Genomic DNA, 20,415 nt, shown 5'->3' with positions numbered 1-20,415 from the left:
ATAACTTAATCCGTGGCTCGCTCTTTTAAGGATTGCCATGTCTAGCCCTAACCAAAAAATCCGTATCCGTCTTAAAGCATTCGACTACCGTCTGATTGATCAGTCAGCCCTTGAGATCGTTGAGACAGCAAAACGTACCGGTGCCGTAGTTAAGGGACCTGTCCCACTGCCAACACGTATTCAACGCTTCGATGTCCTGCGCTCACCCCACGTAAACAAAACGTCGCGTGATCAGTTTGAAATTCGTACTCATGTTCGTTTGATGGATATTGTTGACCCTACTGATAAAACAGTTGATGCGTTGATGAAGCTGGATTTGCCAGCTGGCGTTGATGTGGAAATTAAATTGCAATAATTTATCGGTTGAGGTATGTCGAATTCTCGAATTATTTGTTGTAGAAGAATGGAACTGCCGTTATAATTTCGGGCTTCGGTGGGGGATGGTATTTCTAGAATTCCTCCACGTTATTTAGTAGTACAAACAACAGCCCTGCCCAATCGTAGGCGGGAATGGAGAAAAAATGAGCCTTGGCCTTGTTGGTCGCAAGGTTGGAATGATGCGTATATTTACGGATGACGGCGATTCAATTCCAGTTACCGTAGTTGACGTATCGAACAACCGAGTCACCCAAATAAAAACCCCTGAAACAGATGGATATACCGCTGTTCAGGTTGCATTCGGTCAGCGACGCGCTTCGCGTGTCAATCAAGCTACAGCTGGGCATCATGCCAAAGCTGGTGTTGAAGCTGGTACGATCCTAAAAGAATTTCGTATCGATGCGGTGAAAGCTTCCGAAATGAAAGCTGGCGATATTGTCGCGGCTAGTCTTTTCGAAGTTGGTCAAAAAGTTGACGTACAAGGTATTTCGATTGGTAAAGGATACGCTGGTGTCATTAAGCGTTACAACTTTAGCTCCGGTCGCGCTACGCACGGTAATTCCCGCTCGCACAACGTGCCAGGTTCAATTGGTATGGCACAAGATCCAGGCCGCGTGTTTCCCGGTAAGCGTATGACGGGTCACATGGGTGATGTTACCGTTACGACCCAAAATCTTGAAATCGCACGTATTGATGCTGAGCGTCAGCTTTTGCTGATTAAAGGCGCCGTGCCAGGTGCCAAGAATGGTGAGGTCGTTGTCTCGCCCGCTGTCAAAATCAAAGCCAAGAAAGGAGCTTAATTAATGGAACTCAAGCTCCTTAATGACCAAGGTCAAGCAGAATCCGATGTAGCAGCGCCTGATACTATTTTTGGCCGCGACTACAACGAAGCGCTGATCCATCAAGTCGTTGTCGCTTATCAGGCTAACGCCCGTAGTGGTAACAGCAAGCAAAAGAATCGCGAAGAAGTTCATCACACTACCAAGAAACCTTGGCGTCAAAAAGGTACGGGTCGCGCTCGTGCCGGTATGTCGTCCTCACCTCTTTGGCGTGGCGGCGGTAGGATTTTTCCAAATTCGCCCGATCAAAACTACTCGCACAAAGTTAATAAGAAGATGTATCGCGCTGGTTTGTGCTCGATCCTCTCCCAGTTGGCACGCGAAGGACGTATTTCAGTGATCGAGGAAATTTCCCTCGAAGCGCCAAAGACGAAGCTGCTGTCTTCAAAGCTGAAGGAAATGGGTCTCCTCGAGTCAGTATTGATTATTGCTGACACTATCGATGAGAACCTGGTGCTTGCTTCACGCAATTTGCCGCATGTCCTGATTGTTGAGCCACGTCATGCTGATCCTGTGTCGCTGGTCTTTTACAAGAAAATTGTAATTACCAAGGCCGCATTGGCAAAGATTGAGGAGATGTTGGCATGAGCGCGAATTTGAAATTCAGCGAAGAGCGGTTGATGAAGGTTTTACTGGCTCCAGTTATTTCGGAAAAAGCTACCTTTGTTGCAGAGAAAAATGAACAAGTCGTTTTTCTGATCATGCCGGACGCAACTAAGCTTGAAGTAAAAGCTGCGGTCGAGTTGCTTTTCAAAGTCGAAGTCGAGTCCGTGCAAGTTGCGAATCGCCAAGGTAAGAAGAAGCGTTCGGGCAAATTCAACGGTCGCCGCAATCATACGCGTCGCGCATTTGTTTGCTTGAAGCCTGGTCAGGAAATCAACTTCACCGAGGAGGCTAAATAATGGCACTCGTTAAGGTAAAACCAACCTCACCTGGCCGTCGCGGCATGGTCAAGGTAGTCAATGCCGACTTGTATAAAGGTCGCCCATTTGCTGGCTTGATCGAAGCTCAATCAAAGAGTGCAGGTCGTAACAATAACGGGCATATCACTACCCGTCATATTGGCGGCGGCCACAAGCAACACTATCGCGTTATCGATTTCCGTCGTATCAAGGACGGCATTCCTGCGAAAGTGGAGCGTATTGAATACGATCCGAATCGGACAGCTAATATTGCCTTACTTTGTTATGCAGATGGTGAGCGTCATTACATCATTGCAACCAAGGGCATGGCGGTTGGTGATCAGGTAATGAATGGTTCCGAGGCACCAATCAAATCGGGTAACTGCTTGCCAATTCGCAATATTCCAGTCGGCACAACGATGCATTGCGTCGAGATGCTGCCAGGAAAAGGCGCGCAAATGGCGCGTACAGCCGGAGCTGGTGTGGTTTTAATGGCTCGCGATGGTACTTACGCCCAGGTTCGCTTGCGCTCAGGTGAAGTGCGTCGTGTTCACGTCGAATGTCGTGCGACTGTTGGTGAAGTTGGCAACGGCGAGCACAACCTCCGCAAGATCGGTAAAGCTGGTGCTATGCGTTGGCGTGGTGTTCGCCCTACCGTTCGCGGTGTGGTAATGAACCCAGTTGACCATCCGCACGGTGGTGGTGAAGGTAAGACTGCAGCTGGTCGTCACCCGGTTTCGCCATGGGGTCAGCAAACTAAGGGCAAGAAGACGCGCCGCAACAAGCGTACTACGTCAATGATCATCTCGCGCCGCGGCAAGAAATAAGGAAAAAAAATGACACGTTCATTGAAAAAAGGGCCGTTCTGTGACGCCCACCTTGTGAAGAAGGTAGAGACTGCGCAGGCGATCAAAGACAAGAAGCCAATTAAAACTTGGTCACGTCGGTCGACAATCATGCCAGATTTCATCGGCTTGACTATCGCGGTGCATAACGGCAAGCAACATGTGCCGGTCTATGTTTCTGAAAACATGGTTGGCCATAAACTTGGCGAATTCGCTTTGACCCGTACGTTCAAGGGTCATGCCGCCGATAAGAAGGCTAAGAAATAAGGTCCGATGATGGAAACTAAAGCTACTCTCCGTGGTGTGCGCCTGTCGGCCCAAAAGGGCCGTCTAGTTGCAGATCTCATACGGGGAAAAAAAGTCGATCAAGCGTTGAACATCTTGCAGTTTAGTCCGAAAAAAGGCGCTGTTATCATTAAGCGTGTCCTTGAATCGGCGATCGCAAACGCAGAGCACAACGACGGTGCCGATATAGATGAGTTGAAAGTTACAACTATTTATGTCGAAAAGGGTTCGGTCCTTAAGCGCTTTACTGCGCGAGCCAAGGGCCGTGGTGATCGTATCTCGAAACAATCCTGTCACATTTATGTGACTGTCGGAAACTAAGGGGTCACGATGGGACAGAAGATACATCCAACAGGATTTCGCTTATCAGTGACACGCAATTGGGGTTCACGTTGGTATGCTGGCAATGCAAACTTTGCCACCATGCTGATTGAAGACTTGAAAGTGCGTGCCTACCTTAAAACTAAGTTGAAAAACGCATCTGTCGGCCGCGTCGTTATTGAGCGTCCTGCAAAAAACGCTCGAATTACCATTTACAGTTCGCGGCCAGGGGTCGTGATTGGTAAAAAGGGTGAGGACATTGAGGTCCTCAAGGCAGCGCTAGGTAAAATGATGGGCGTGCCCGTGCACGTCAATATTGAAGAGATTCGTAAGCCGGAAACCGATGCGCAATTGATAGCTGATTCGATTGCTCAGCAACTCGAGAAACGCATCATGTTCCGTCGCGCAATGAAGCGCGCTATGCAAAATGCAATGCGTTTGGGCGCTCAGGGTATCAAGATTATGTCCTCGGGTCGTTTAAACGGTATCGAAATTGCTCGTAAGGAGTGGTATCGCGAAGGCCGCGTACCTCTCCATACGTTGCGAGCTGATATTGACTATGGATTTGGTGAAGCGTTAACGACTTACGGCATTATTGGTATTAAGGTTTGGGTCTATAAAGGTGATCGTCTCGCAAGCGGCGAAACTCCAACTTTAGATACTGCCGCCGATGATGACAAGAAGCGTCGTGGACCACGTCGTGACGATGGAAAACCGAGTTCGCGTCCGCGTACTGCACGACCGGATGGTCAGCCTAATGCCGCTGCTCCTGGGGTACTGCCTGCTGCAAAACGTGTTCGCGCAAAAAAGCCAGACGGTCCTGCTGATGCAGCAGTTCCGGCACTTGCTGAGAAAGCAGGAGAATAACCATGCTGCAACCAGCACGCAGAAAGTACCGCAAGGAACAAAAGGGGCGCAATAAGGGTATCTCTCACTCTCGGGGTACGGCGGTCTCGTTTGGTGAGTTTGGCTTGAAGGCGATTGGTCGTGGTCGTATCACAGCCCGTCAAATTGAAGCGGCGCGCCGGGCAATGACTCGTCACATCAAGCGCGGTGGTCGTATCTGGATTCGTATCTTTCCGGATAAGCCTATTTCGCAAAAGCCGGCCGAAGTTCGGATGGGTAATGGTAAGGGTAATCCTGAATATTACGTCGCTGAAATTCAGCCAGGTAAAATGCTGTACGAGATGGACGGCGTTGATGAAACATTGGCACGTGAGGCGTTTCGTCTCGCTGCAGCTAAACTGCCGCTGTTGACTACGTTCGTCGTTCGTCAAGTCGGCCAATAAGAGGAGTGAATATGAAGACATCTGAACTCCAAGGCAAGGATCAAGCGGCTTTGACTATCGAACTGAACGCATTGTTGAAGGCGCAGTTCGGCTTGCGCATGCAAATCGCGACGCAACAGTTGAACAATACGTCCCAGCTCAAAAAGGTACGCCGAGATATCGCTCGTGTAAAAACTGTCATGAACGTGAAGGACGCCAAATAATGAACGATCCAGTGAAGAAGGTAGCGCTTAAGCGCACGCTGATTGGTAAGGTGGTGTCTGACAAGATGGACAAGACGGTTACTGTACTGATCGAGCGCCATGTGAAACACCCGCTGTACGGGAAAATCATCATGCGTTCTAATAAGTATCACGCGCATGATGAAGCCAATCAGGCCAAGACGGGTGATACGGTTGAAATTCAGGAAGGTCGTCCAATTTCAAAGACCAAAGCCTGGACAGTTACCCGAGTAGTGCAAGCTGTACAAATTGTTTAAGCAATAGTTGAAAGCCCAGCTTATTTCTGACATAATGCTGGGCTTCGCAGTGCTTTGTACTCCACGGGTATTAAGTAGGCGAATATTAAGTTCGAAGTTTTGGAAATCGTCCACCCAATCAGTTCTGATGTAAAAAGATCAGCTGGCGGGACCAAGACTAACCGTAATGCCGCATTGTGCGGATTGTTCGGGTTAAGTTGGGAAAGAAAATATTATGATTCAAACTGAAAGCCGGCTAGAAGTAGCCGACAACACCGGTGCGCGCGAAGTCATGTGCATTAAGGTTCTCGGTGGTTCCAAGCGTCGATATGCTGGAATCGGCGACGTGATCAAGGTTACTGTGAAGGTTGCAGCACCTCGCGGTCGTGTCAAAAAAGGCGAGATCTACAATGCGGTGGTGGTTCGTACAGCTAAGGGCGTTCGTCGCCAGGACGGTTCATTGGTTAAATTTGATACCAATGCAGCGGTTTTGTTGAACGCAAAGCTCGAGCCTATTGGTACGCGCATATTTGGGCCTGTGACACGTGAGCTGCGCACTGAGCGGTTCATGAAAATCGTGTCTCTTGCTCCTGAAGTCTTGTAAGGGGTAACGATGGATAAGATTAAGAAGAATGACGAAGTTATCGTCCTGGCTGGCAAAGACAAAGGTAAGCGGGGAACTATTCTCAAGCGAGTCGATGCTGATCACGTGTTGGTTGATGGGATCAATGTTGCGAAGAAAGCGACAAAGCCCAACCCGATGACTGGTACCACCGGCGGCATCATGGATAAGTTGATGCCGATTCATGTGTCGAATGTTGCGTTGTTTAATGCCGCAACAGGCAAAGCTGATCGTGTTGGATTTAAAACTGTTGACGGTGGTCTCGTTCGCGTTTTTAAGTCCAGTGGCGAAGCTGTAAAGGTTTAAAGATCATGGCCCGTCTCCAAGAGTTTTATAAAGAAAAGATTGTTGCTGATCTAACTGCAAAGTACTCGTACAAATCAGTAATGGAAGTCCCGCGGATTTTGAAGATTACCCTGAATATGGGGCTATCTGAGGCAATCGCGGATAAGAAGATCATTGAGCATGCTGTAGGTGATTTGACCAAGATTGCTGGACAAAAGCCAGTCGTGACCAAGGCACGCAAAGCGATTGCGGGTTTTAAGATCCGCGAAGGCTATCCGATTGGCTGCATGGTTACACTTCGCGGCGCTCATATGTATGAGTTTCTCGATCGGTTGGTCACAGTTGCACTGCCACGTGTTCGCGATTTTCGCGGTATTTCGGGGCGCGCATTTGATGGCCGAGGCAACTACAATATCGGCGTGAAAGAACAAATTATTTTTCCCGAGATTGAGTACGACAAGATCGATGTGCTGCGTGGTATGAACATCAGCATCACGACCACCGCCAAGACCGACGACGAAGCGAAATCGCTACTCGCCGCCTTTAAATTCCCGTTTAGAAACTGAGGTCGCCATGGCAAAGCTGGCATTGATTAATCGCGAACAGAAGCGAGCAGATCTGGTAAAGAAATTTGCTGGAAAGCGCGCGGCGTTGAAGGCAATCATTGATGACCAATCGAAGTCGGAAGAAGAGCGCTACGAAGCTCGCCTGAAATTACAGTCGCTTCCTCGTAATTCGGCTCCGACGCGACAACGTAATCGTTGTGCGTTGACTGGTCGCCCTCGTGGCACTTTCCGCAAGTTCGGTTTGGGCCGTATTAAGCTCCGTGAAGTCGCCATGCGTGGTGAAGTTCCCGGTATGACAAAAGCAAGCTGGTAATAGGAGAATATGCAATGAGTATGAGCGATCCTATCGCCGATATGCTGACCCGTATCCGCAATGCGCAGGTTGTGCAAAAGACGTCGGTTTCTATGCCGTCGTCTAAGGTCAAAATTGCAATTGCCAACGTCCTCAAAGACGAGGGTTACATCGAAGATTTCGTGGTTGCTGAAGCAGATGGCAAGGCGGAATTGAAAATCGGTTTGAAGTATTACGCTGGTCGTCCAGTAATTGAGCGCTTGGAGCGCGTATCCCGTCCTGGGTTGCGTATTTACAAGGGCAAGGATGATATTCCTAATGTCATGAACGGTTTGGGTGTGGCTATTGTTTCCACTCCCAAAGGTGTTATGACTGACCGCAAAGCGCGCGCGACCGGTGTCGGTGGCGAAGTTATTTGCTACGTCGCCTAAGGAGTGCAAGATGTCACGAGTAGGTAAAATGCAATTGGCGCTGCCTAGCGGCGTCGAGGCTATCATTTCCGAGCAGGCGATCACCGTCAAAGGTCCGCTAGGTACACTGGTTCAGTCGCTGAATGGACTGGTGAAGGTCGAGATCGTTAATGGATCTTTGGTCTTTTCGGCGGCGGATGTTAGTCGCGAGGCAAATGCGATGTGGGGAACGCTCCGTGCGCTCGTTAGTAACATGGTCATTGGTGTTACCAAGGGTTTCGAGAAGAAGCTGAATTTGGTAGGCGTCGGATATCGTGCTGCAGCGCAGGGTGACAAGCTCAATCTGTCTCTAGGTTTTTCGCATCCTGTAGTGCACGTCATGCCTGAGGGTGTTACTTGTGCCACGCCAACTCAGACGGAGATTCTCATCAAGGGAATTAACCGACAGAGTGTTGGTCAAGTTGCAGCCGAGGTCCGTGCTTACCGTCCACCTGAGCCGTATAAAGGCAAGGGAGTCCGTTATTCGGACGAGGTGGTAACAATCAAAGAAACTAAGAAGAAGTAATAGGGGTTGACGATGGATAAGAAACAATCACGTCTGCGCCGCGCACGCCAAACCCGTGCAAAGATCGCAGAGTTAAAAGTAACTCGCCTCGCGGTTCATCGGACAAACTTGCATATATACGCAAGCATCATCGGGCCAGACGCGACGGTACTTGCGTCCGCATCCACGCTCGAAGCTGAAGTTCGTCTTGAGCTTGCTGGTCAGTCCGGTAGAGGCGGTAACGCTGCTGCAGCTGCAATCATTGGTAAGCGGGTGGCTGAGAAGGCGCTTGCGGCTGGTATAGCTGAAGTTGCGTTCGATCGTTCAGGTTTTAGATACCACGGCCGCGTTAAGGCAGTTGCCGAAGCGGCTCGTGAAGCTGGTCTGAAGTTCTAAGGAAAATACATCATGGCAAAAATGCAATCCAAGATGCAAAGCGAGAAGCCCGATGACGGAATGCGCGAAAAAATGATCGCTGTCAATCGCGTGACCAAAGTGGTCAAGGGCGGTCGGATCATGGGTTTTGCCGCTCTTGCGGTGGTCGGCGATGGCGAAGGTCGTATCGGTATGGGTAAAGGCAAATCGAAAGAGGTGCCTGTAGCCGTACAGAAGGCGATGGAAGAGGCGCGTCGTAAAATGATTAAGGTTACGCTGAAAAACGGGACGCTTCAACATACGGTAACTGGTAAGCACGGTGCTTCTTCAGTTCTGATGGCTCCCGCGAAAGAAGGTACTGGCGTTATTGCTGGTGGTCCAATGCGTGCCATTTTCGAGGTAATGGGTGTGACCAACGTTGTTGCTAAGTCAAATGGCTCAACGAATCCGTATAACATGGTTCGGGCGACGTTAAACGGCCTGGCCAAAATGAATACCCCATTTGATATTGCTGCTAAGCGCGGTAAATCAGTTGAAGATATTCTGAGCTAAGGTGAACTCTATGGCAAAGACAGTGAAAGTGACGTTAGTCAAGGGATTGATCGGTACACGCGAGACACATCGCGCTACAGTTCGCGGCCTTGGTTTACGTGGAATTAATTCGGTTTCGGAACTCGAAGATACGCCTGCGGTTCGCGGCATGATCAATAAAGTTTCCTACCTTGTAAAAGTCATTTCGTAAGCTTCGGCTGGCGCATAGGAAAAATTATGGAATTGAACAGCATTCAACCAGCAGATGGCGCGAAGCACTACAAACGTCGTGTTGGCCGTGGAATTGGTTCTGGGATTGGTAAGACAGCGGGTCGCGGTCACAAGGGACAAAAGTCTCGTGCGGGTGGTTTTCACAAAGTCGGTTTCGAGGGTGGGCAGATGCCACTCCAGCGGCGTTTGCCGAAGCGCGGTTTTAAGTCGATGGCGACGCCTTTTAAGGCTGAGGTGCGTTTGTCTGACTTGGAAAGCTTGCCTGTTTCCGAAGTGGATATTCTTGCGTTGAAGCAAGCTGGTGTAATTTCTGAACTAGCTCGGGTCGTACGTGTGATTCTTTCCGGCGAACTTACCAAAAAAGTTAGTCTGAAAGGTCTCATTGTTACCAAGGGCGCCAAGGCTGCTATTGAAGCTGTTGGTGGTTCTGTTGCCTAACGTGTCAATGTGATTGGAGCGGGAATTGGCAACTAGTCCTCAACTTGCTAAGAGTGCGTCGAGTGGTTTTCCTTGGGGTAGATTGTGGTTCTTGCTGGGTGCCTTAGTGGTTTATAGGCTTGGTGCTCACATACCGGTCCCAGGGATCGATCCTCAACAGTTAGCGCAGTTATTTAAGCAGAATCAGGGTGGTATTCTGGGAATGTTTAATATGTTCTCTGGTGGTGCGCTGTCGCGATTCACCGTGTTCGCACTCGGGATCATGCCTTACATTTCTGCTTCGATCATTATGCAATTGATGTCGATTGTGTCACCTCAGCTAGAAGCGTTGAAGAAAGAGGGTGAATCTGGTCGGCGCAAGATTACTCAGTACACTCGCTACGGCACCTTCTTTTTGGCGCTTTTCCAGGCTTTAGGTATTGCTGTAGCGCTGGAGTCTCAGGCTGGGTTAGTTTTGGACCCAGGTCTTGCGTTCCGTTTTACTTGCGTGGTTACGTTGGTTACCGGCACTATGTTTTTGATGTGGCTTGGTGAGCAGATCACCGAGCGAGGACTGGGAAACGGCATCTCGATTATTATTTTTGCTGGTATCGCCGCTGGGCTGCCGACTGCTTTAGGTGGGTTATTTGAATTGGTAAGAACGGGCTCAATGAGTGCTTTCTCTGCGATCTTTATTTGTTTGGTGGTAGCAGTTGTAACGTTTGTAGTGGTTTTCATTGAACGTGGCCAGCGTAAGATTCTGGTGAACTATGCGAAACGGCAGGTTGGAAATAAAATCTACGGCGGGCAGAGCAGTCATCTGCCGCTGAAGTTGAATATGGCTGGGGTTATTCCACCAATCTTTGCCTCTTCGATAATTTTATTCCCAGCGACGATTACAAGTTGGTTCACAACTGGTGATACCTCGAATCCGTTTGTACGTTTTCTCAAGGACCTTTCTTCTTCAATGGCACCGGGTGAGCCGATACACGCATTGTTGTACGCGGTCGCAATCGTTTTCTTCTGCTTTTTTTACACAGCTTTGGTGTTTAACAGCAAAGAGACAGCTGATAACTTGAAAAAGAGCGGTGCATTTGTCCCCGGTATTCGTCCTGGTGATCAAACGGCACGATATATTGACAAGATACTAACGCGATTGACACTTGCTGGAGCGGTCTACATTACTTTGGTGTGTCTTCTTCCTGAGTTTCTTGTAGCGAAATATAAGGTGCCGTTTTATTTTGGCGGTACATCTTTACTGATCATCGTGGTGGTAACGATGGATTTTATGGCGCAGGTTCAAAACTACGTCATGTCGCAGCAATACGAATCATTGCTTCGTAAAGCGAATTTCAAGGGCGGAATTCCGACACGCTAAGCGCCCAGGAGAACGAGCACACCGAATGGCAAAAGACGACGTAATACAAATGCAGGGTGAGATTCTTGAGAATCTTCCCAATGCGACCTTCCGGGTAAAGTTAGAGAACGGACATGTTGTACTGGGTCACATATCTGGGAAAATGCGGATGAACTATATCCGTATCCTTCCAGGAGACAAAGTGACGGTTGAGCTAACGCCATATGATCTGAGTCGTGCCCGTATCGTTTTCCGCACCAAGTAGTTTCAATTTTTAGTCTAGAACTGAAAGAGAGAGGGCAATTATGAAAGTGCTCGCATCAGTGAAGCGGATTTGCCGCAACTGTAAGATCATTAAGCGCAAAGGCGTTGTTCGAGTCATTTGCATCGAGCCGCGCCATAAACAGCGCCAAGGTTAATTTAACGTTATTTATCGAGGAATAACGAATGGCACGTATTGCAGGGGTTAATATCCCAAATCATCAGCACACCGTAATCGGTCTCACGGCTATTTATGGTGTTGGCCGTCCACGCGCAGTTAAAATTTGCGAAGCTACGGGCGTTTTATCGACCAAAAAAATCAAGGATCTTGACGACAGCGAATTAGAGAAGCTGCGCGACGAGATAGCGAAGTTTGTGGTCGAAGGCGATCTTCGCCGTGAAGTCTCAATGAATATCAAGCGATTGATGGATTTGGGTTGCTATCGCGGTTTGCGTCATCGCAAAGGTCTGCCTTGTCGCGGTCAGCGTACTCGCACTAACGCTCGTACCCGCAAGGGACCAAGGAAGGCAGCACAGTCGCTGAAAAAATAATTAGACACCTGTCTGATTTGATGGAACCTAGGAAATAATCATGGCAAAAGCCCCAAACAACGCGGCTTCAGCGCGCGTTCGTAAAAAAGTTAAAAAGAATGTTGCTGAGGGCATCGCGCATATCCACGCGTCCTTTAACAACACAATTATTACGATCACCGATCGCCAAGGTAATGCGTTGTCTTGGGCAACTTCTGGCGGGGCCGGCTTCAAGGGTTCGCGTAAATCGACACCCTTCGCAGCGCAGGTTGCGGCAGAGGCTGCCGGTAAGGTCGCTGTTGAGTGCGGTGTCAAGAATCTTGAGGTGCGTATCAAGGGTCCAGGTCCCGGTCGTGAATCTGCTGTTCGTGCATTGAATAATTTGGGTATTAAAATTACTCAGATACAGGACGTTACACCAGTTCCTCATAACGGTTGCCGCCCACCGAAGCGCCGCCGGATTTAAAGTTCAGCGGTATTTGTTTGTCATGCCCGGCCGTCGATTGTCGGGCATAGTTTATAAGCCCACTGTTTGGTAGAACGCATACCAGACTAGCGGACAAATCACTGACGTAGTCAGTTCTATGTCCGTCATACTTCAAAGGATTTCACGTGGCACGTTACATTGGCCCTAAGGCAAAGCTTTCCCGTCGCGAAGGTACAGACCTCTTCCTGAAGAGTGCTCGCCGGTCGCTCGATTCCAAATGCAAGTTAGATTCAAAACCTGGTCAACATGGTCGTACTTCTGGTGCTCGTACTTCTGATTACGGTAATCAATTGCGTGAGAAGCAAAAAGTAAAGCGCATGTACGGAGTCATGGAACGCCAATTCCGTCGTTATTTCGCAGAAGCCGATCGTCGCAAAGGTAATACGGGCGAGACGTTGCTGAAGTTGTTGGAAGGTCGGCTCGATAATGTTATCTATCGTATGGGATTTGGCTCGACCCGTGCAGAAGCCCGTCAGCTTGTATCGCACAAGGCTTTCACGGTTAATGGCATCGTCGTTAACATCGCTTCTTATCAGGTCAAAGCGGGTGACGTGATTATCGTTCGTGAAAAAGCGAAGAAGCAGGTTCGGATCGTTGAAGCGCTTTCGCTTGCGGAGCAAATTGGTATGCCTTCGTGGGTAGCTGTTGATGCCAAAAAAATGGAAGGGACGTTCAAGTCTGTTCCGGATCGCAGCGAAATCGCTCATGACGTTAATGAGTCGCTCATCGTCGAGCTTTACTCTCGTTAATAGTTTGGGTTGGTAGCCCGCCAGTTTTCTGGCGGGCTTTTGGTCGTGTTATCAGCCTTATTGGTGTAACGAGCCGAGGGTATTGAAAAGGACATTACATGCAAAACAGTTTGTTGAAGCCTCGCATTATTGAAGTTGAGACCTTGGGTGCAGGTCATGCGAAAGTGGTGATGGAGCCTTTTGAGCGTGGCTACGGCCATACATTAGGCAATGCTCTGCGTCGGGTGTTGTTGTCGTCAATGGTTGGATACGCGCCGACAGAAGTGACAATTGCGGGTGTTGTTCATGAGTATTCGTCACTTGATGGCGTACAAGAAGACGTTGTTGATATGTTGCTTAATTTAAAGGGTGTTGTCTTTAAATTGCACAATCGCGATGAAGTTACTCTGACACTGAAGAAGGATGGTGAAGGCGCAGTGTTAGCTTCAGATATCGACCTGCCTCACGATGTCGAGTTGATTAATCCCGATCACGTTATTGCACATCTGACTGCTGGTGGTAAGTTAGATATGCAGATAAAGGTTGAAAAAGGCCGTGGTTACGTTCCTGGTAATGTCCGTCGGTTAGCCGAAGATGCGAATAAAACAATTGGCCGCATTATTTTAGACGCATCCTTTTCACCAGTGCGACGCGTATCCTATTCAGTAGAGTCTGCGCGCGTTGAACAGCGGACCGATCTTGATAAATTGGTAATTAATATTGAAACCAACGGTGTAATTTCTCCTGAAGAGGCGATCCGTCAGTCAGCTCGAGTACTCGTTGATCAATTGAACGTATTCGCAGCGCTTGAAGGAACCGAAGCAGCGGCAGAGGCACCATCCCGTGCACCGTCAGTGGATCCTATCCTGTTGCGTCCGGTGGATGACCTTGAACTTACGGTTCGATCGGCAAATTGTTTGAAAGCTGAGAATATTTATTATATCGGTGACCTTATTCAGCGCAGTGAGAACGAACTGTTGAAAACCCCGAATCTCGGTCGCAAATCGCTGAACGAAATAAAGGAAGTTTTGGCTTCTCGTGGTCTGACTTTAGGCATGAAGCTTGAAAATTGGCCACCGGCAGGGTTAGAAAAATAAATGTGATTTAGTTTGGTACGAGGTCCATAATACGGCCTCGTAGTTTTCCCACTAATACCGGCCCGCGATGAACTAGACATTTCGTCGATCGAAGAGCTGGATTTAAATTGTTTAACTTTAAGGATTTATCATGCGTCATCGCCACGGTCTTCGTAAATTAAATCGTACTTCTTCTCATCGCTTAGCTATGTTACGCAACATGACTGTGTCACTGTTGCGTCATGAGGCCATCAAGACTACTCTGCCAAAAGCCAAAGAGTTGCGTCGCGTTATTGAGCCGATTCTGACACTTGGTAAGACAGATACGTTAGCCAATAAGCGTTTGGCATTCAACCGTCTGCGTGATCGCGAAATGGTCGTTAAGCTGTTTGCAGAGTTAGGTCCGCGGTACGCAAATCGCAATGGCGGCTATCTTCGTATTCTGAAGATGGGTTTCCGTGTTGGCGACAACGCGCCTATGGCATATATCGAGCTGTTAGATCGCCCTGCAGACACTGAAGCAGTTGAGTTAGATGACGCTGAGTAATTAGTCGGTAAAAAAATCCGTAAAAAAAGCCAGGTTTCCCTGCAATGCCGGTCAGTTAAGCCCTGAACGGCATTTTCTACGTGCGAACCGGTTGTAAACAGATTCGCAAGCTGTTAACGTTTCGGCATCATGCTGGCCGACGTTCTTCCCTCAATACTTGATCCGGATAGTCCACACGAATGGGGGCGACTAGGGGAGCATTTGCCTTTTGATTGGATCGGGCAAGCCCTGGTGCAGACGGGCAAAGCGAGCATACGCCATCGCCGCTTGCCGGCCGAACAAGTGGTCTGGCTCGTTATTGCCATGGCGCTGCCGAATGCCGCGGCGTCTTTCGTCAGTAAAAGTGCGGTCACGTTGACTGGAATACGCACGTCGGCCAGTAAGCGCCTCATCAAGGACGTCTGTACAACACACCATTGACCCGCCAAAGTGGTGCCCACCAAATAGTAGTGGGGACCACTTTGGACACAACCATCCAATCCGGCAGCCGCAAAGTAAGCGTCTACGCACTGCATCTTGCATGACGTGATTTTGGTAAGGGAAGTTGATACGACGGGCTAAGAATAAGTCCCCACTTGTTTTTAGGTGGGGACTTAAGCTGACGCTGTAGCGGTCTCTTCGGCTGCAATGAGAGCAGCACCAGGCAAGTTCCACGGATGCAGTTCGTCGACCCGATTCACCGGATGCTCGGCGATCTGTGACAGGACGTTGCGCAGATACGCTTGGGGATCAAGGCCGTTCAGTTTGGCCGAGCCGATCTGGCTGTACATTGCTGCAGCCCGCTCACCGCCTGCGTCTGAACCGACGAACATGAAATTTTTTCTGCCTAATGACACTGCGCGCAATACGCGTTCGACGGCATTGTTATCGATTTCAACGCGACCGTCTCTGGCGAAGACGTTCAGCGCGCCCCACCAATTGAAGGCGTATTGAATCGCCCCGGCTAAAGCCGTTTTCGCTGATAGCGTTGACAGCAAACTGGTCAACCAGCGGTGCATGTCATCAAGCAATGGTTGGGTCTGCGTCATGCGGATTTCTCGTCGCTTATCCGGTAGCTTTCAGCGAATCTGCGCTTCGATGGCATACAGGGCCGCGATGCGCCGGATCGCCTCACCGGCAATCGGCGATGGATGCGATTGGCTGATGTCATAGGATTTCCTGCGCACGTGAGCCCAGCAGGCTGCTTCGGCACGGGGACCGTGATAGAGCTTGCCGTAACCGGCAAAGCCGTCGGCATGGATGACGCCGTTGAAATTTTTCAGGTGTTCTTGTGGATGCTCCCCCTTGCGATCCGGCGAATAGGCCATCCACACGGCAGGGGCGCTGGTTTGTCCGGCAGGCCGCTCGTCCCGCACATAGGCCCAGAGCCTCCCGGTCAGCGTCTTGCCACGACCGGGTGCCAGCATCGGAACTGGCGTGTCGTCGGCATGCACGGTTGGTCCGGTCAGGACATGGCGGCGTAGCGCGTCGACCAGGGGACGCAGTATCCGGCTGGCGCCACCGACCCATTCGGCCAGTGTCGAGCGCTCGAGCTCCACGCCTTCGCGTGCATAGATCTGACTTTGCCGGTAGAGCGGCAAATGGTCGCCGTACTTGGCGACCAGAACATGTGCCAGTAATCCTGGACCGGCGATGCCACGCGCGATCGGACGCGATGGTGCCGGTGCTTGCACCAGCGTGTCGCACCGTGTGCAGCACAATTTCGGTCGCACATGCCGAATGACGCGAAAGCTCGTCGGAATGAATTCGAGTTGCTCGGCGACGTCTTCGCCGATCGCTTGCAGTGCACCGCCGCAGGTCGGGCAGTCACAGGTTGGCGCGGGATAGGTGATGGTCTAGCGCGGCAGATGGTCCGGCAAGGGTTTGCGAACGCGTGTGGCTCGTGCGGCCTTGACCGCTTCGGTCGCCGGTGCCGGATCTTCGGCTTCATCGGCCTGGAACTCCTCGAGCTTCAATTCCAGCTGCGCGATCTATTCGTCTAGTTTCTCGGATTTGCGGCCAAACTTCTGGCGGCGCAGTGCTGCCAATTGAATTTGCAGCGTCTCGATGATCAGTTGGCGGGTACTCAATGCCGATTCCAGCGACTTGATCTGTGCGTCCAGGCTGAGTATCAGCGCCTTCAGGGCAGCGGGGTCGTCGGGAAGGGTTGCGGTGAAATCGTCCATGTCCGTAGTTGACGAACGTATTACAAGCGTAACTTGCTTAAGCAGCGCAGGTCGGTGCTGTGCGTACCGTGTGCCGCCAGTCGATACCTTCGAGCAGCATCGATAGCTGCGCCGAGCTCAGGTGAATGCCACCAGCGGTGGCCTGCGGCCAGACGAAGCGACCCCGCTCCAGCCGCTTGCAGAACAGGCACAAACCATGACCGTCCCACCAGAGAACCTTGATGAGATCACCGCGCTTGCCCCGGAAGACGAAGATATGACCACCGAAAGGATTGACGTCCAAGGCGGCCTGCGCAACGGCCGCCAGTCCATCGAAACCACGTCGCATGTCGGTGACGCCAGCGACCAGCCAGACGCGTGTGCTGGCAGGAAGGCCGATCACCGTGACGACCCGGGACCGCACTGCAATAACTCGCGCAAGAGCGCGCCGACGACGGCTTGATCCGGTGCGCCACGAATAAGAACAGTCGTATCGCCCCGTCGAAGTTCTATCTCGCCGTCACGAGGTGCGGTAGTTGGCCGTGTTCGAACCGGTAACGGGGCCGGCGGGCTGTCAACGACATGCACTGGAATTAGCGTCGGCGTGGTCGTGGCGACTTGAGCCATCAGATAGTCGCGGCGCCAACGGGCTAACAAATTGGTGTTCAGGCCATTAGCAAGCGCAACACCGGCGACCGACACATCGGGCCGTAATGTTTGCTCAACCAACTCTCGCTTGAAGAGGCCGGTAAAACTGCGTCGCCTGCCAGAAATCGGAGGAATTGCAACGATCGATTGCTCGTGATTGTCCATGCTCGTGCTTGCCTGATCAGAAATACGCGAGCATGCCGCGTTGTGCGATCAGGTGGAAGATGCCGTGGCTGGACGCTTACCGTACGTGAGCGGACGGGCGCTGCGCAGCCGTACTGGATTCCAGTCAGTATTGTCGGCCAGTCCGGTAATGTGTTTTTAGACGGCCATGGGCGAACGATTGCAGGTGGACTTACTTGAGCCTCGCAACGGAGCTCACCGGTTCACGTGTTTTTGCACGACGCTGTGATCTAGCTGCGCCAGCTGAGGCGCGTTTTTTAGTGGCAAGATGGAGGCCTGGCTGACCGGCTGCCAAGAGCGCGCCCTCGTGGATCCGTATTCCGGTCAACGTGACCGCTCATTCCGGTCGAACGTGTCCGCTGCGCATGCCATGGTGTTACACGCTCAAATTGTAATGCGGCCGGTCACGATAGATCGGAATTCCTTCTTTTTCTCTTGTTGAATGTGTTTTTCATTGATCGTTACAGCGTCACGGGTTACTTGCCGACATAGGCATGCCGGTCCGGTGTATCAGGGCTGAGTTGCGCCATGATCCGTTCGTCCTCGGCGTTGATCAGGCCCTCCATCATGGTCTGCTTCGTGACACCGTAACGGCGTGCCAGGCGCTCCAGCGCCAGGGCGGCTCGCGTTGCAATCCATCCCTGAAGACGCCGTTGGCCGTTGCCGTTTTCTCCTTCGAACGGACGACGAGTCCGGTATGTCAACAACGACTTAAAACTGATACACCGGGGATGCGGACAATAACTTGGACTACTTGGAGGTAGTTCATGTACTCATACGAAGAACGCATTCGGGCAGTCGAGCTCTATATAAAACTCGGGAAACGTACCGCATCAACCATTCTGCAGTTGGGCTATCCGACAAAGAATGCCCTCAAAGCCTGGTATCGGGAGTACGAACACGCTCACGATTTGTATGAAGGCTATGTGCGCTTATTGCAAAAGTATTCTGGTGCAGAAAAGCAGGTGGCTGTCGATCATTACCTAACGCACGACCGCTGCCTTGCTGGCACTTTGAAGGCACTGGGCTACCCATGTCGTGAATCACTCACTGCGTGGATTGACGAACTGCACCCCGAATTACGCCATCGCATTATCGGCAAAGCGGCAGGTGTAAAGCACTCGCCGGAGCACAAGAAGGCGGCAGTCATTGCGCTTTGCACCAGGGAGATAAGTGCGCAAGCAATTGCTCAACAGTTGACGGTAAGTCGTCCAACCTTGTACAACTGGAAAAATCAGCTACTTGGTCGCGAGGCACCGCCATTCATGAAACACCACAATGATTCACCACCGGATTTGGAGCGAACGGAACTGCAGCAACAAGTCGACTCGCTTCGACGGGATATCCGGCAACTGCAGCTTGAGCGAGATTTATTAGAGAAAGCCAATGAACTGTTAAAAAAGGCCTGAGCGCCGACCTGCCGCTCCTGACTAACCGGGAGAAGACGCTGCTGGTTGACGCTCTGAAGCAGACCTATTCGCTGTCAGAACTCTTCAGTGAACTTGAGCTTGCCCGCAGCTCGTACTTTTATCACCGATCCAGTTTGCGACGGCCAGACAAATACGCAGAGGCACGTCTTGCCATTACAGACGTGTTCGAATGCAATCACCGTTGCTACGGTTATCGGCGGATGCGTGCGGCTCTTGGCAGGCAACAGGTATGCCTCTCAGAAAAAGTCGTGCGACGTTTGATGCGGCAGGACGGCCTGATCGTTGCGACTCCCCGGCGACGCCAGTATGGGTCCTACCTCGGCGAAATCAGTCCTGCGCCAGAAAATCTCATTAATCGGGACTTCCGGGCTGCGACGCCGAATGAGAAGTGGCTTACCGACATCACGGAGTTCCACATCCCGGCTGGGAAGGTATATCTTTCGCCTATGATTGATTGCTTCGATGGCTTGGTGATCAGTTGGTCCATTGGCACACGCCCTGACGCCGACCTGGTGAATACGATGTTGGATACTGCCATCGAAACGGTGGCTAACGGTAGCGGTCGGCCCATCGTCCACTCTGATCGCGGTGCCCATTATCGCTGGCCTGGGTGGCTCGCGCGGATGCATGACGCCAAGCTGATTCGTTCGATGTCGCGCAAAGCATGTTCACCAGACAATGCGGCCTGTGAGGGATTCTTCGGGCGGCTGAAGACGGAATTGTTCTACCCAAGGAACTGGCAAACGACGACAATTGAACAATTCATCCAGCAAGTTGATTCCTACATCCACTGGTATAACAAAAAACGCATCAAGATTTCTCTTGGTTCACTCAGCCCGATCGAATACCGTCAGAGCCTCGGTATTACGGGATAAACCAGTCCAAGTTTTACGCCGTATCCCCACCGTGTCAGATTACATCCGCTGCTGACAACCCGCGTGGTGGGTTCGTTGCGTAACACCATAGCGTTGCAGTACGACACCGGTCCGGTATCGTGACCGACGATTCCTGTATCGTGACCGGTCAAACCGGTACGGTCCCGAAATCGGTCACGTTCGACCGGAATCCGCGGTCACGATCCGCCGGAATCGTCGGTCACGTTCAACCGGAATGGCTGGTCACGTTGGACCGGAATACCCACATGAACTTCGGCGGTATCGCGCATCGGCTCCGGCGACGTGCCAGGCAGTCGTCGTCGCCCAATTCGCTCAATCGTACCGATGCAACACCCACTGGCCGTCAACGACCAGCTCCTGCTGGAACTAACGATGCCGCTGGCAGAGCCCTCATGAATCCGCAGCAGGAGCGCATTGACCAGTTACGCGAGGCGCTAAATTTTCCTTCATGGCGCAAGGCTATAGTTCGGTGTCATGAAAAGTAGCCAGCAGAGGGATCTCTTACTGCGACTTTTTGGAAATACTATTTCAGGAAACG

At 51.1% G+C, this 20,415-nt stretch carries 33 protein-coding genes and 2 pseudogenes; 31 read left to right on the top strand and 4 right to left on the bottom strand.

All coding sequences use genetic code 11. From position 1 onward, the window contains the following. Positions 1 to 37: 37 nt before the first annotated feature. From rpsJ to RHM62_RS00580, 30 genes and pseudogenes are all read left to right on the top strand, one after another. Positions 38 to 355, top strand: a complete 318-nt coding sequence (rpsJ, locus tag RHM62_RS00725) for a 30S ribosomal protein S10 (RefSeq protein ID WP_322123690.1) — start codon at positions 38 to 40, stop codon at positions 353 to 355. Between the two features lie 166 nt (positions 356 to 521). After that, entirely contained in the window at positions 522 to 1,178 is a 657-nt protein-coding gene (rplC, locus tag RHM62_RS00720; RefSeq protein ID WP_322123689.1) for a 50S ribosomal protein L3, read from the top strand. A 3-nt stretch (positions 1,179 to 1,181) separates the two neighbouring features. Continuing rightward, positions 1,182 to 1,805: a 50S ribosomal protein L4 gene (gene rplD / locus RHM62_RS00715; protein WP_322123688.1), complete on the top strand. Its 624-nt coding sequence runs from the start codon at positions 1,182 to 1,184 to the stop codon at positions 1,803 to 1,805. Continuing rightward, positions 1,802 to 2,119: a 50S ribosomal protein L23 gene (rplW, locus tag RHM62_RS00710; RefSeq protein ID WP_009664445.1), complete on the top strand. Its 318-nt coding sequence runs from the start codon at positions 1,802 to 1,804 to the stop codon at positions 2,117 to 2,119. The genes rplD and rplW overlap by 4 nt, the downstream gene beginning before the upstream one ends. Continuing rightward, on the top strand, positions 2,119 to 2,946 hold the full coding sequence (rplB, locus tag RHM62_RS00705; protein WP_322123687.1) for a 50S ribosomal protein L2: 828 nt from the start codon (positions 2,119 to 2,121) through the stop codon (positions 2,944 to 2,946). The genes rplW and rplB overlap by 1 nt, the downstream gene beginning before the upstream one ends. A gap of 9 nt (positions 2,947 to 2,955) precedes the next feature. Beyond that, positions 2,956 to 3,231, top strand: coding sequence for a 30S ribosomal protein S19 (gene rpsS, locus RHM62_RS00700; RefSeq protein ID WP_008113170.1), 276 nt, complete (start codon positions 2,956 to 2,958; stop codon positions 3,229 to 3,231). A 6-nt stretch (positions 3,232 to 3,237) separates the two neighbouring features. After that, positions 3,238 to 3,570: a 50S ribosomal protein L22 gene (rplV, locus tag RHM62_RS00695; RefSeq protein ID WP_009665822.1), complete on the top strand. Its 333-nt coding sequence runs from the start codon at positions 3,238 to 3,240 to the stop codon at positions 3,568 to 3,570. A 9-nt stretch (positions 3,571 to 3,579) separates the two neighbouring features. Continuing rightward, the gene (gene rpsC, locus RHM62_RS00690) at positions 3,580 to 4,437 is read left to right on the top strand and encodes a 30S ribosomal protein S3 (protein WP_322123686.1); all 858 of its coding nucleotides are present in this window, start codon (positions 3,580 to 3,582) and stop codon (positions 4,435 to 4,437) included. A 2-nt stretch (positions 4,438 to 4,439) separates the two neighbouring features. Continuing rightward, positions 4,440 to 4,859: a 50S ribosomal protein L16 gene (gene rplP, locus RHM62_RS00685; RefSeq protein WP_040723969.1), complete on the top strand. Its 420-nt coding sequence runs from the start codon at positions 4,440 to 4,442 to the stop codon at positions 4,857 to 4,859. An 11-nt stretch (positions 4,860 to 4,870) separates the two neighbouring features. After that, complete coding sequence (rpmC, locus tag RHM62_RS00680) at positions 4,871 to 5,062, top strand: 50S ribosomal protein L29 (protein WP_322123685.1); 192 nt, start codon at positions 4,871 to 4,873, stop codon at positions 5,060 to 5,062. After that, positions 5,062 to 5,337 carry a 30S ribosomal protein S17 gene (rpsQ, locus tag RHM62_RS00675; protein WP_009665818.1) on the top strand — a complete coding sequence of 92 codons (276 nt, stop codon included), beginning with the start codon at positions 5,062 to 5,064 and terminating at the stop codon, positions 5,335 to 5,337. Before rpmC ends, rpsQ begins: the two co-directional genes overlap by 1 nt. Before the next feature lie 214 nt (positions 5,338 to 5,551). Then, positions 5,552 to 5,920, top strand: a complete 369-nt coding sequence (gene rplN / locus RHM62_RS00670) for a 50S ribosomal protein L14 (RefSeq protein WP_009665817.1) — start codon at positions 5,552 to 5,554, stop codon at positions 5,918 to 5,920. Positions 5,921 to 5,929: 9 nt separating this feature from the next. After that, the gene (gene rplX / locus RHM62_RS00665) at positions 5,930 to 6,244 is read left to right on the top strand and encodes a 50S ribosomal protein L24 (RefSeq protein ID WP_322123684.1); all 315 of its coding nucleotides are present in this window, start codon (positions 5,930 to 5,932) and stop codon (positions 6,242 to 6,244) included. A gap of 5 nt (positions 6,245 to 6,249) precedes the next feature. After that, positions 6,250 to 6,789 (top strand): 50S ribosomal protein L5, encoded by a 540-nt coding sequence (rplE, locus tag RHM62_RS00660; RefSeq protein ID WP_040723959.1) that lies wholly within the window; start codon positions 6,250 to 6,252, stop codon positions 6,787 to 6,789. Positions 6,790 to 6,796: 7 nt separating this feature from the next. Next, positions 6,797 to 7,102: a 30S ribosomal protein S14 gene (gene rpsN / locus RHM62_RS00655; protein WP_322123683.1), complete on the top strand. Its 306-nt coding sequence runs from the start codon at positions 6,797 to 6,799 to the stop codon at positions 7,100 to 7,102. Between the two features lie 14 nt (positions 7,103 to 7,116). After that, positions 7,117 to 7,512 carry a 30S ribosomal protein S8 gene (gene rpsH / locus RHM62_RS00650; RefSeq protein ID WP_322123682.1) on the top strand — a complete coding sequence of 132 codons (396 nt, stop codon included), beginning with the start codon at positions 7,117 to 7,119 and terminating at the stop codon, positions 7,510 to 7,512. A gap of 10 nt (positions 7,513 to 7,522) precedes the next feature. After that, positions 7,523 to 8,056 carry a 50S ribosomal protein L6 gene (rplF, locus tag RHM62_RS00645; RefSeq protein WP_322123681.1) on the top strand — a complete coding sequence of 178 codons (534 nt, stop codon included), beginning with the start codon at positions 7,523 to 7,525 and terminating at the stop codon, positions 8,054 to 8,056. Between the two features lie 12 nt (positions 8,057 to 8,068). Continuing rightward, on the top strand, positions 8,069 to 8,431 hold the full coding sequence (rplR, locus tag RHM62_RS00640) for a 50S ribosomal protein L18 (protein WP_322123680.1): 363 nt from the start codon (positions 8,069 to 8,071) through the stop codon (positions 8,429 to 8,431). Positions 8,432 to 8,443: 12 nt separating this feature from the next. Further along, on the top strand, positions 8,444 to 8,962 hold the full coding sequence (gene rpsE / locus RHM62_RS00635) for a 30S ribosomal protein S5 (RefSeq protein WP_322123679.1): 519 nt from the start codon (positions 8,444 to 8,446) through the stop codon (positions 8,960 to 8,962). A gap of 10 nt (positions 8,963 to 8,972) precedes the next feature. Next, entirely contained in the window at positions 8,973 to 9,152 is a 180-nt protein-coding gene (rpmD, locus tag RHM62_RS00630) for a 50S ribosomal protein L30 (protein WP_083823006.1), read from the top strand. A 26-nt stretch (positions 9,153 to 9,178) separates the two neighbouring features. Then, positions 9,179 to 9,610, top strand: a complete 432-nt coding sequence (rplO, locus tag RHM62_RS00625; protein WP_322123678.1) for a 50S ribosomal protein L15 — start codon at positions 9,179 to 9,181, stop codon at positions 9,608 to 9,610. Positions 9,611 to 9,635: 25 nt separating this feature from the next. Continuing rightward, on the top strand, positions 9,636 to 10,967 hold the full coding sequence (gene secY, locus RHM62_RS00620; protein ID WP_322123677.1) for a preprotein translocase subunit SecY: 1,332 nt from the start codon (positions 9,636 to 9,638) through the stop codon (positions 10,965 to 10,967). 25 nt (positions 10,968 to 10,992) lie between these two features. Next, entirely contained in the window at positions 10,993 to 11,211 is a 219-nt protein-coding gene (infA, locus tag RHM62_RS00615) for a translation initiation factor IF-1 (RefSeq protein WP_005663428.1), read from the top strand. A 40-nt stretch (positions 11,212 to 11,251) separates the two neighbouring features. Next, on the top strand, positions 11,252 to 11,365 hold the full coding sequence (gene rpmJ / locus RHM62_RS00610) for a 50S ribosomal protein L36 (protein ID WP_012081231.1): 114 nt from the start codon (positions 11,252 to 11,254) through the stop codon (positions 11,363 to 11,365). A 28-nt stretch (positions 11,366 to 11,393) separates the two neighbouring features. Then, on the top strand, positions 11,394 to 11,759 hold the full coding sequence (rpsM, locus tag RHM62_RS00605; protein WP_322123676.1) for a 30S ribosomal protein S13: 366 nt from the start codon (positions 11,394 to 11,396) through the stop codon (positions 11,757 to 11,759). 40 nt (positions 11,760 to 11,799) lie between these two features. Next, positions 11,800 to 12,204, top strand: coding sequence for a 30S ribosomal protein S11 (gene rpsK / locus RHM62_RS00600; protein WP_322123675.1), 405 nt, complete (start codon positions 11,800 to 11,802; stop codon positions 12,202 to 12,204). A gap of 146 nt (positions 12,205 to 12,350) precedes the next feature. Further along, positions 12,351 to 12,974 carry a 30S ribosomal protein S4 gene (rpsD, locus tag RHM62_RS00595; protein ID WP_322123674.1) on the top strand — a complete coding sequence of 208 codons (624 nt, stop codon included), beginning with the start codon at positions 12,351 to 12,353 and terminating at the stop codon, positions 12,972 to 12,974. 98 nt (positions 12,975 to 13,072) lie between these two features. Beyond that, positions 13,073 to 14,050: a DNA-directed RNA polymerase subunit alpha gene (locus RHM62_RS00590; protein WP_009666446.1), complete on the top strand. Its 978-nt coding sequence runs from the start codon at positions 13,073 to 13,075 to the stop codon at positions 14,048 to 14,050. A gap of 130 nt (positions 14,051 to 14,180) precedes the next feature. After that, positions 14,181 to 14,576 (top strand): 50S ribosomal protein L17, encoded by a 396-nt coding sequence (gene rplQ, locus RHM62_RS00585; RefSeq protein WP_322123673.1) that lies wholly within the window; start codon positions 14,181 to 14,183, stop codon positions 14,574 to 14,576. A gap of 129 nt (positions 14,577 to 14,705) precedes the next feature. After that, positions 14,706 to 14,888: pseudogene (locus tag RHM62_RS00580) on the top strand (transposase domain-containing protein); the annotation flags it as partial. Between the two features lie 281 nt (positions 14,889 to 15,169). On the opposite strand, the pseudogene tnpC reads toward RHM62_RS00580, so the two are convergent. The 4 genes and pseudogenes from tnpC to RHM62_RS00560 form a co-directional block, all read right to left on the bottom strand. Beyond that, positions 15,170 to 16,741: pseudogene (gene tnpC, locus RHM62_RS00575) on the bottom strand (IS66 family transposase). Between the two features lie 37 nt (positions 16,742 to 16,778). Next, complete coding sequence (tnpB, locus tag RHM62_RS00570; protein ID WP_322123672.1) at positions 16,779 to 17,123, bottom strand: IS66 family insertion sequence element accessory protein TnpB; 345 nt, start codon at positions 17,121 to 17,123, stop codon at positions 16,779 to 16,781. After that, on the bottom strand, positions 17,120 to 17,533 hold the full coding sequence (tnpA, locus tag RHM62_RS00565) for an IS66-like element accessory protein TnpA (protein WP_322123671.1): 414 nt from the start codon (positions 17,531 to 17,533) through the stop codon (positions 17,120 to 17,122). The genes tnpB and tnpA overlap by 4 nt, the downstream gene beginning before the upstream one ends. 494 nt (positions 17,534 to 18,027) lie before the next feature. Beyond that, a complete protein-coding gene (locus RHM62_RS00560; protein ID WP_322123670.1) occupies positions 18,028 to 18,255 on the bottom strand; it encodes a hypothetical protein in 228 nt (75 codons plus the stop codon). Positions 18,256 to 18,318: 63 nt separating this feature from the next. Between RHM62_RS00560 and RHM62_RS00555 the strand changes: the two genes are divergently transcribed. Further along, positions 18,319 to 19,856 (top strand): IS3 family transposase gene (locus RHM62_RS00555; RefSeq protein ID WP_322123669.1). Its coding sequence is split into 2 segments (ribosomal slippage): positions 18,319 to 18,946 and positions 18,946 to 19,856, totalling 1,539 coding nucleotides; the frame shifts between segments, so codons are not numbered across the junction. Positions 19,857 to 20,415: the final 559 nt, after the last annotated feature.

This window comes from Actimicrobium sp. CCC2.4, assembly GCF_034347385.1.
Lineage (GTDB): Bacteria > Pseudomonadota > Gammaproteobacteria > Burkholderiales > Burkholderiaceae_D > Actimicrobium.
This window is presented reverse-complemented; position numbering and strand designations above follow the sequence as displayed.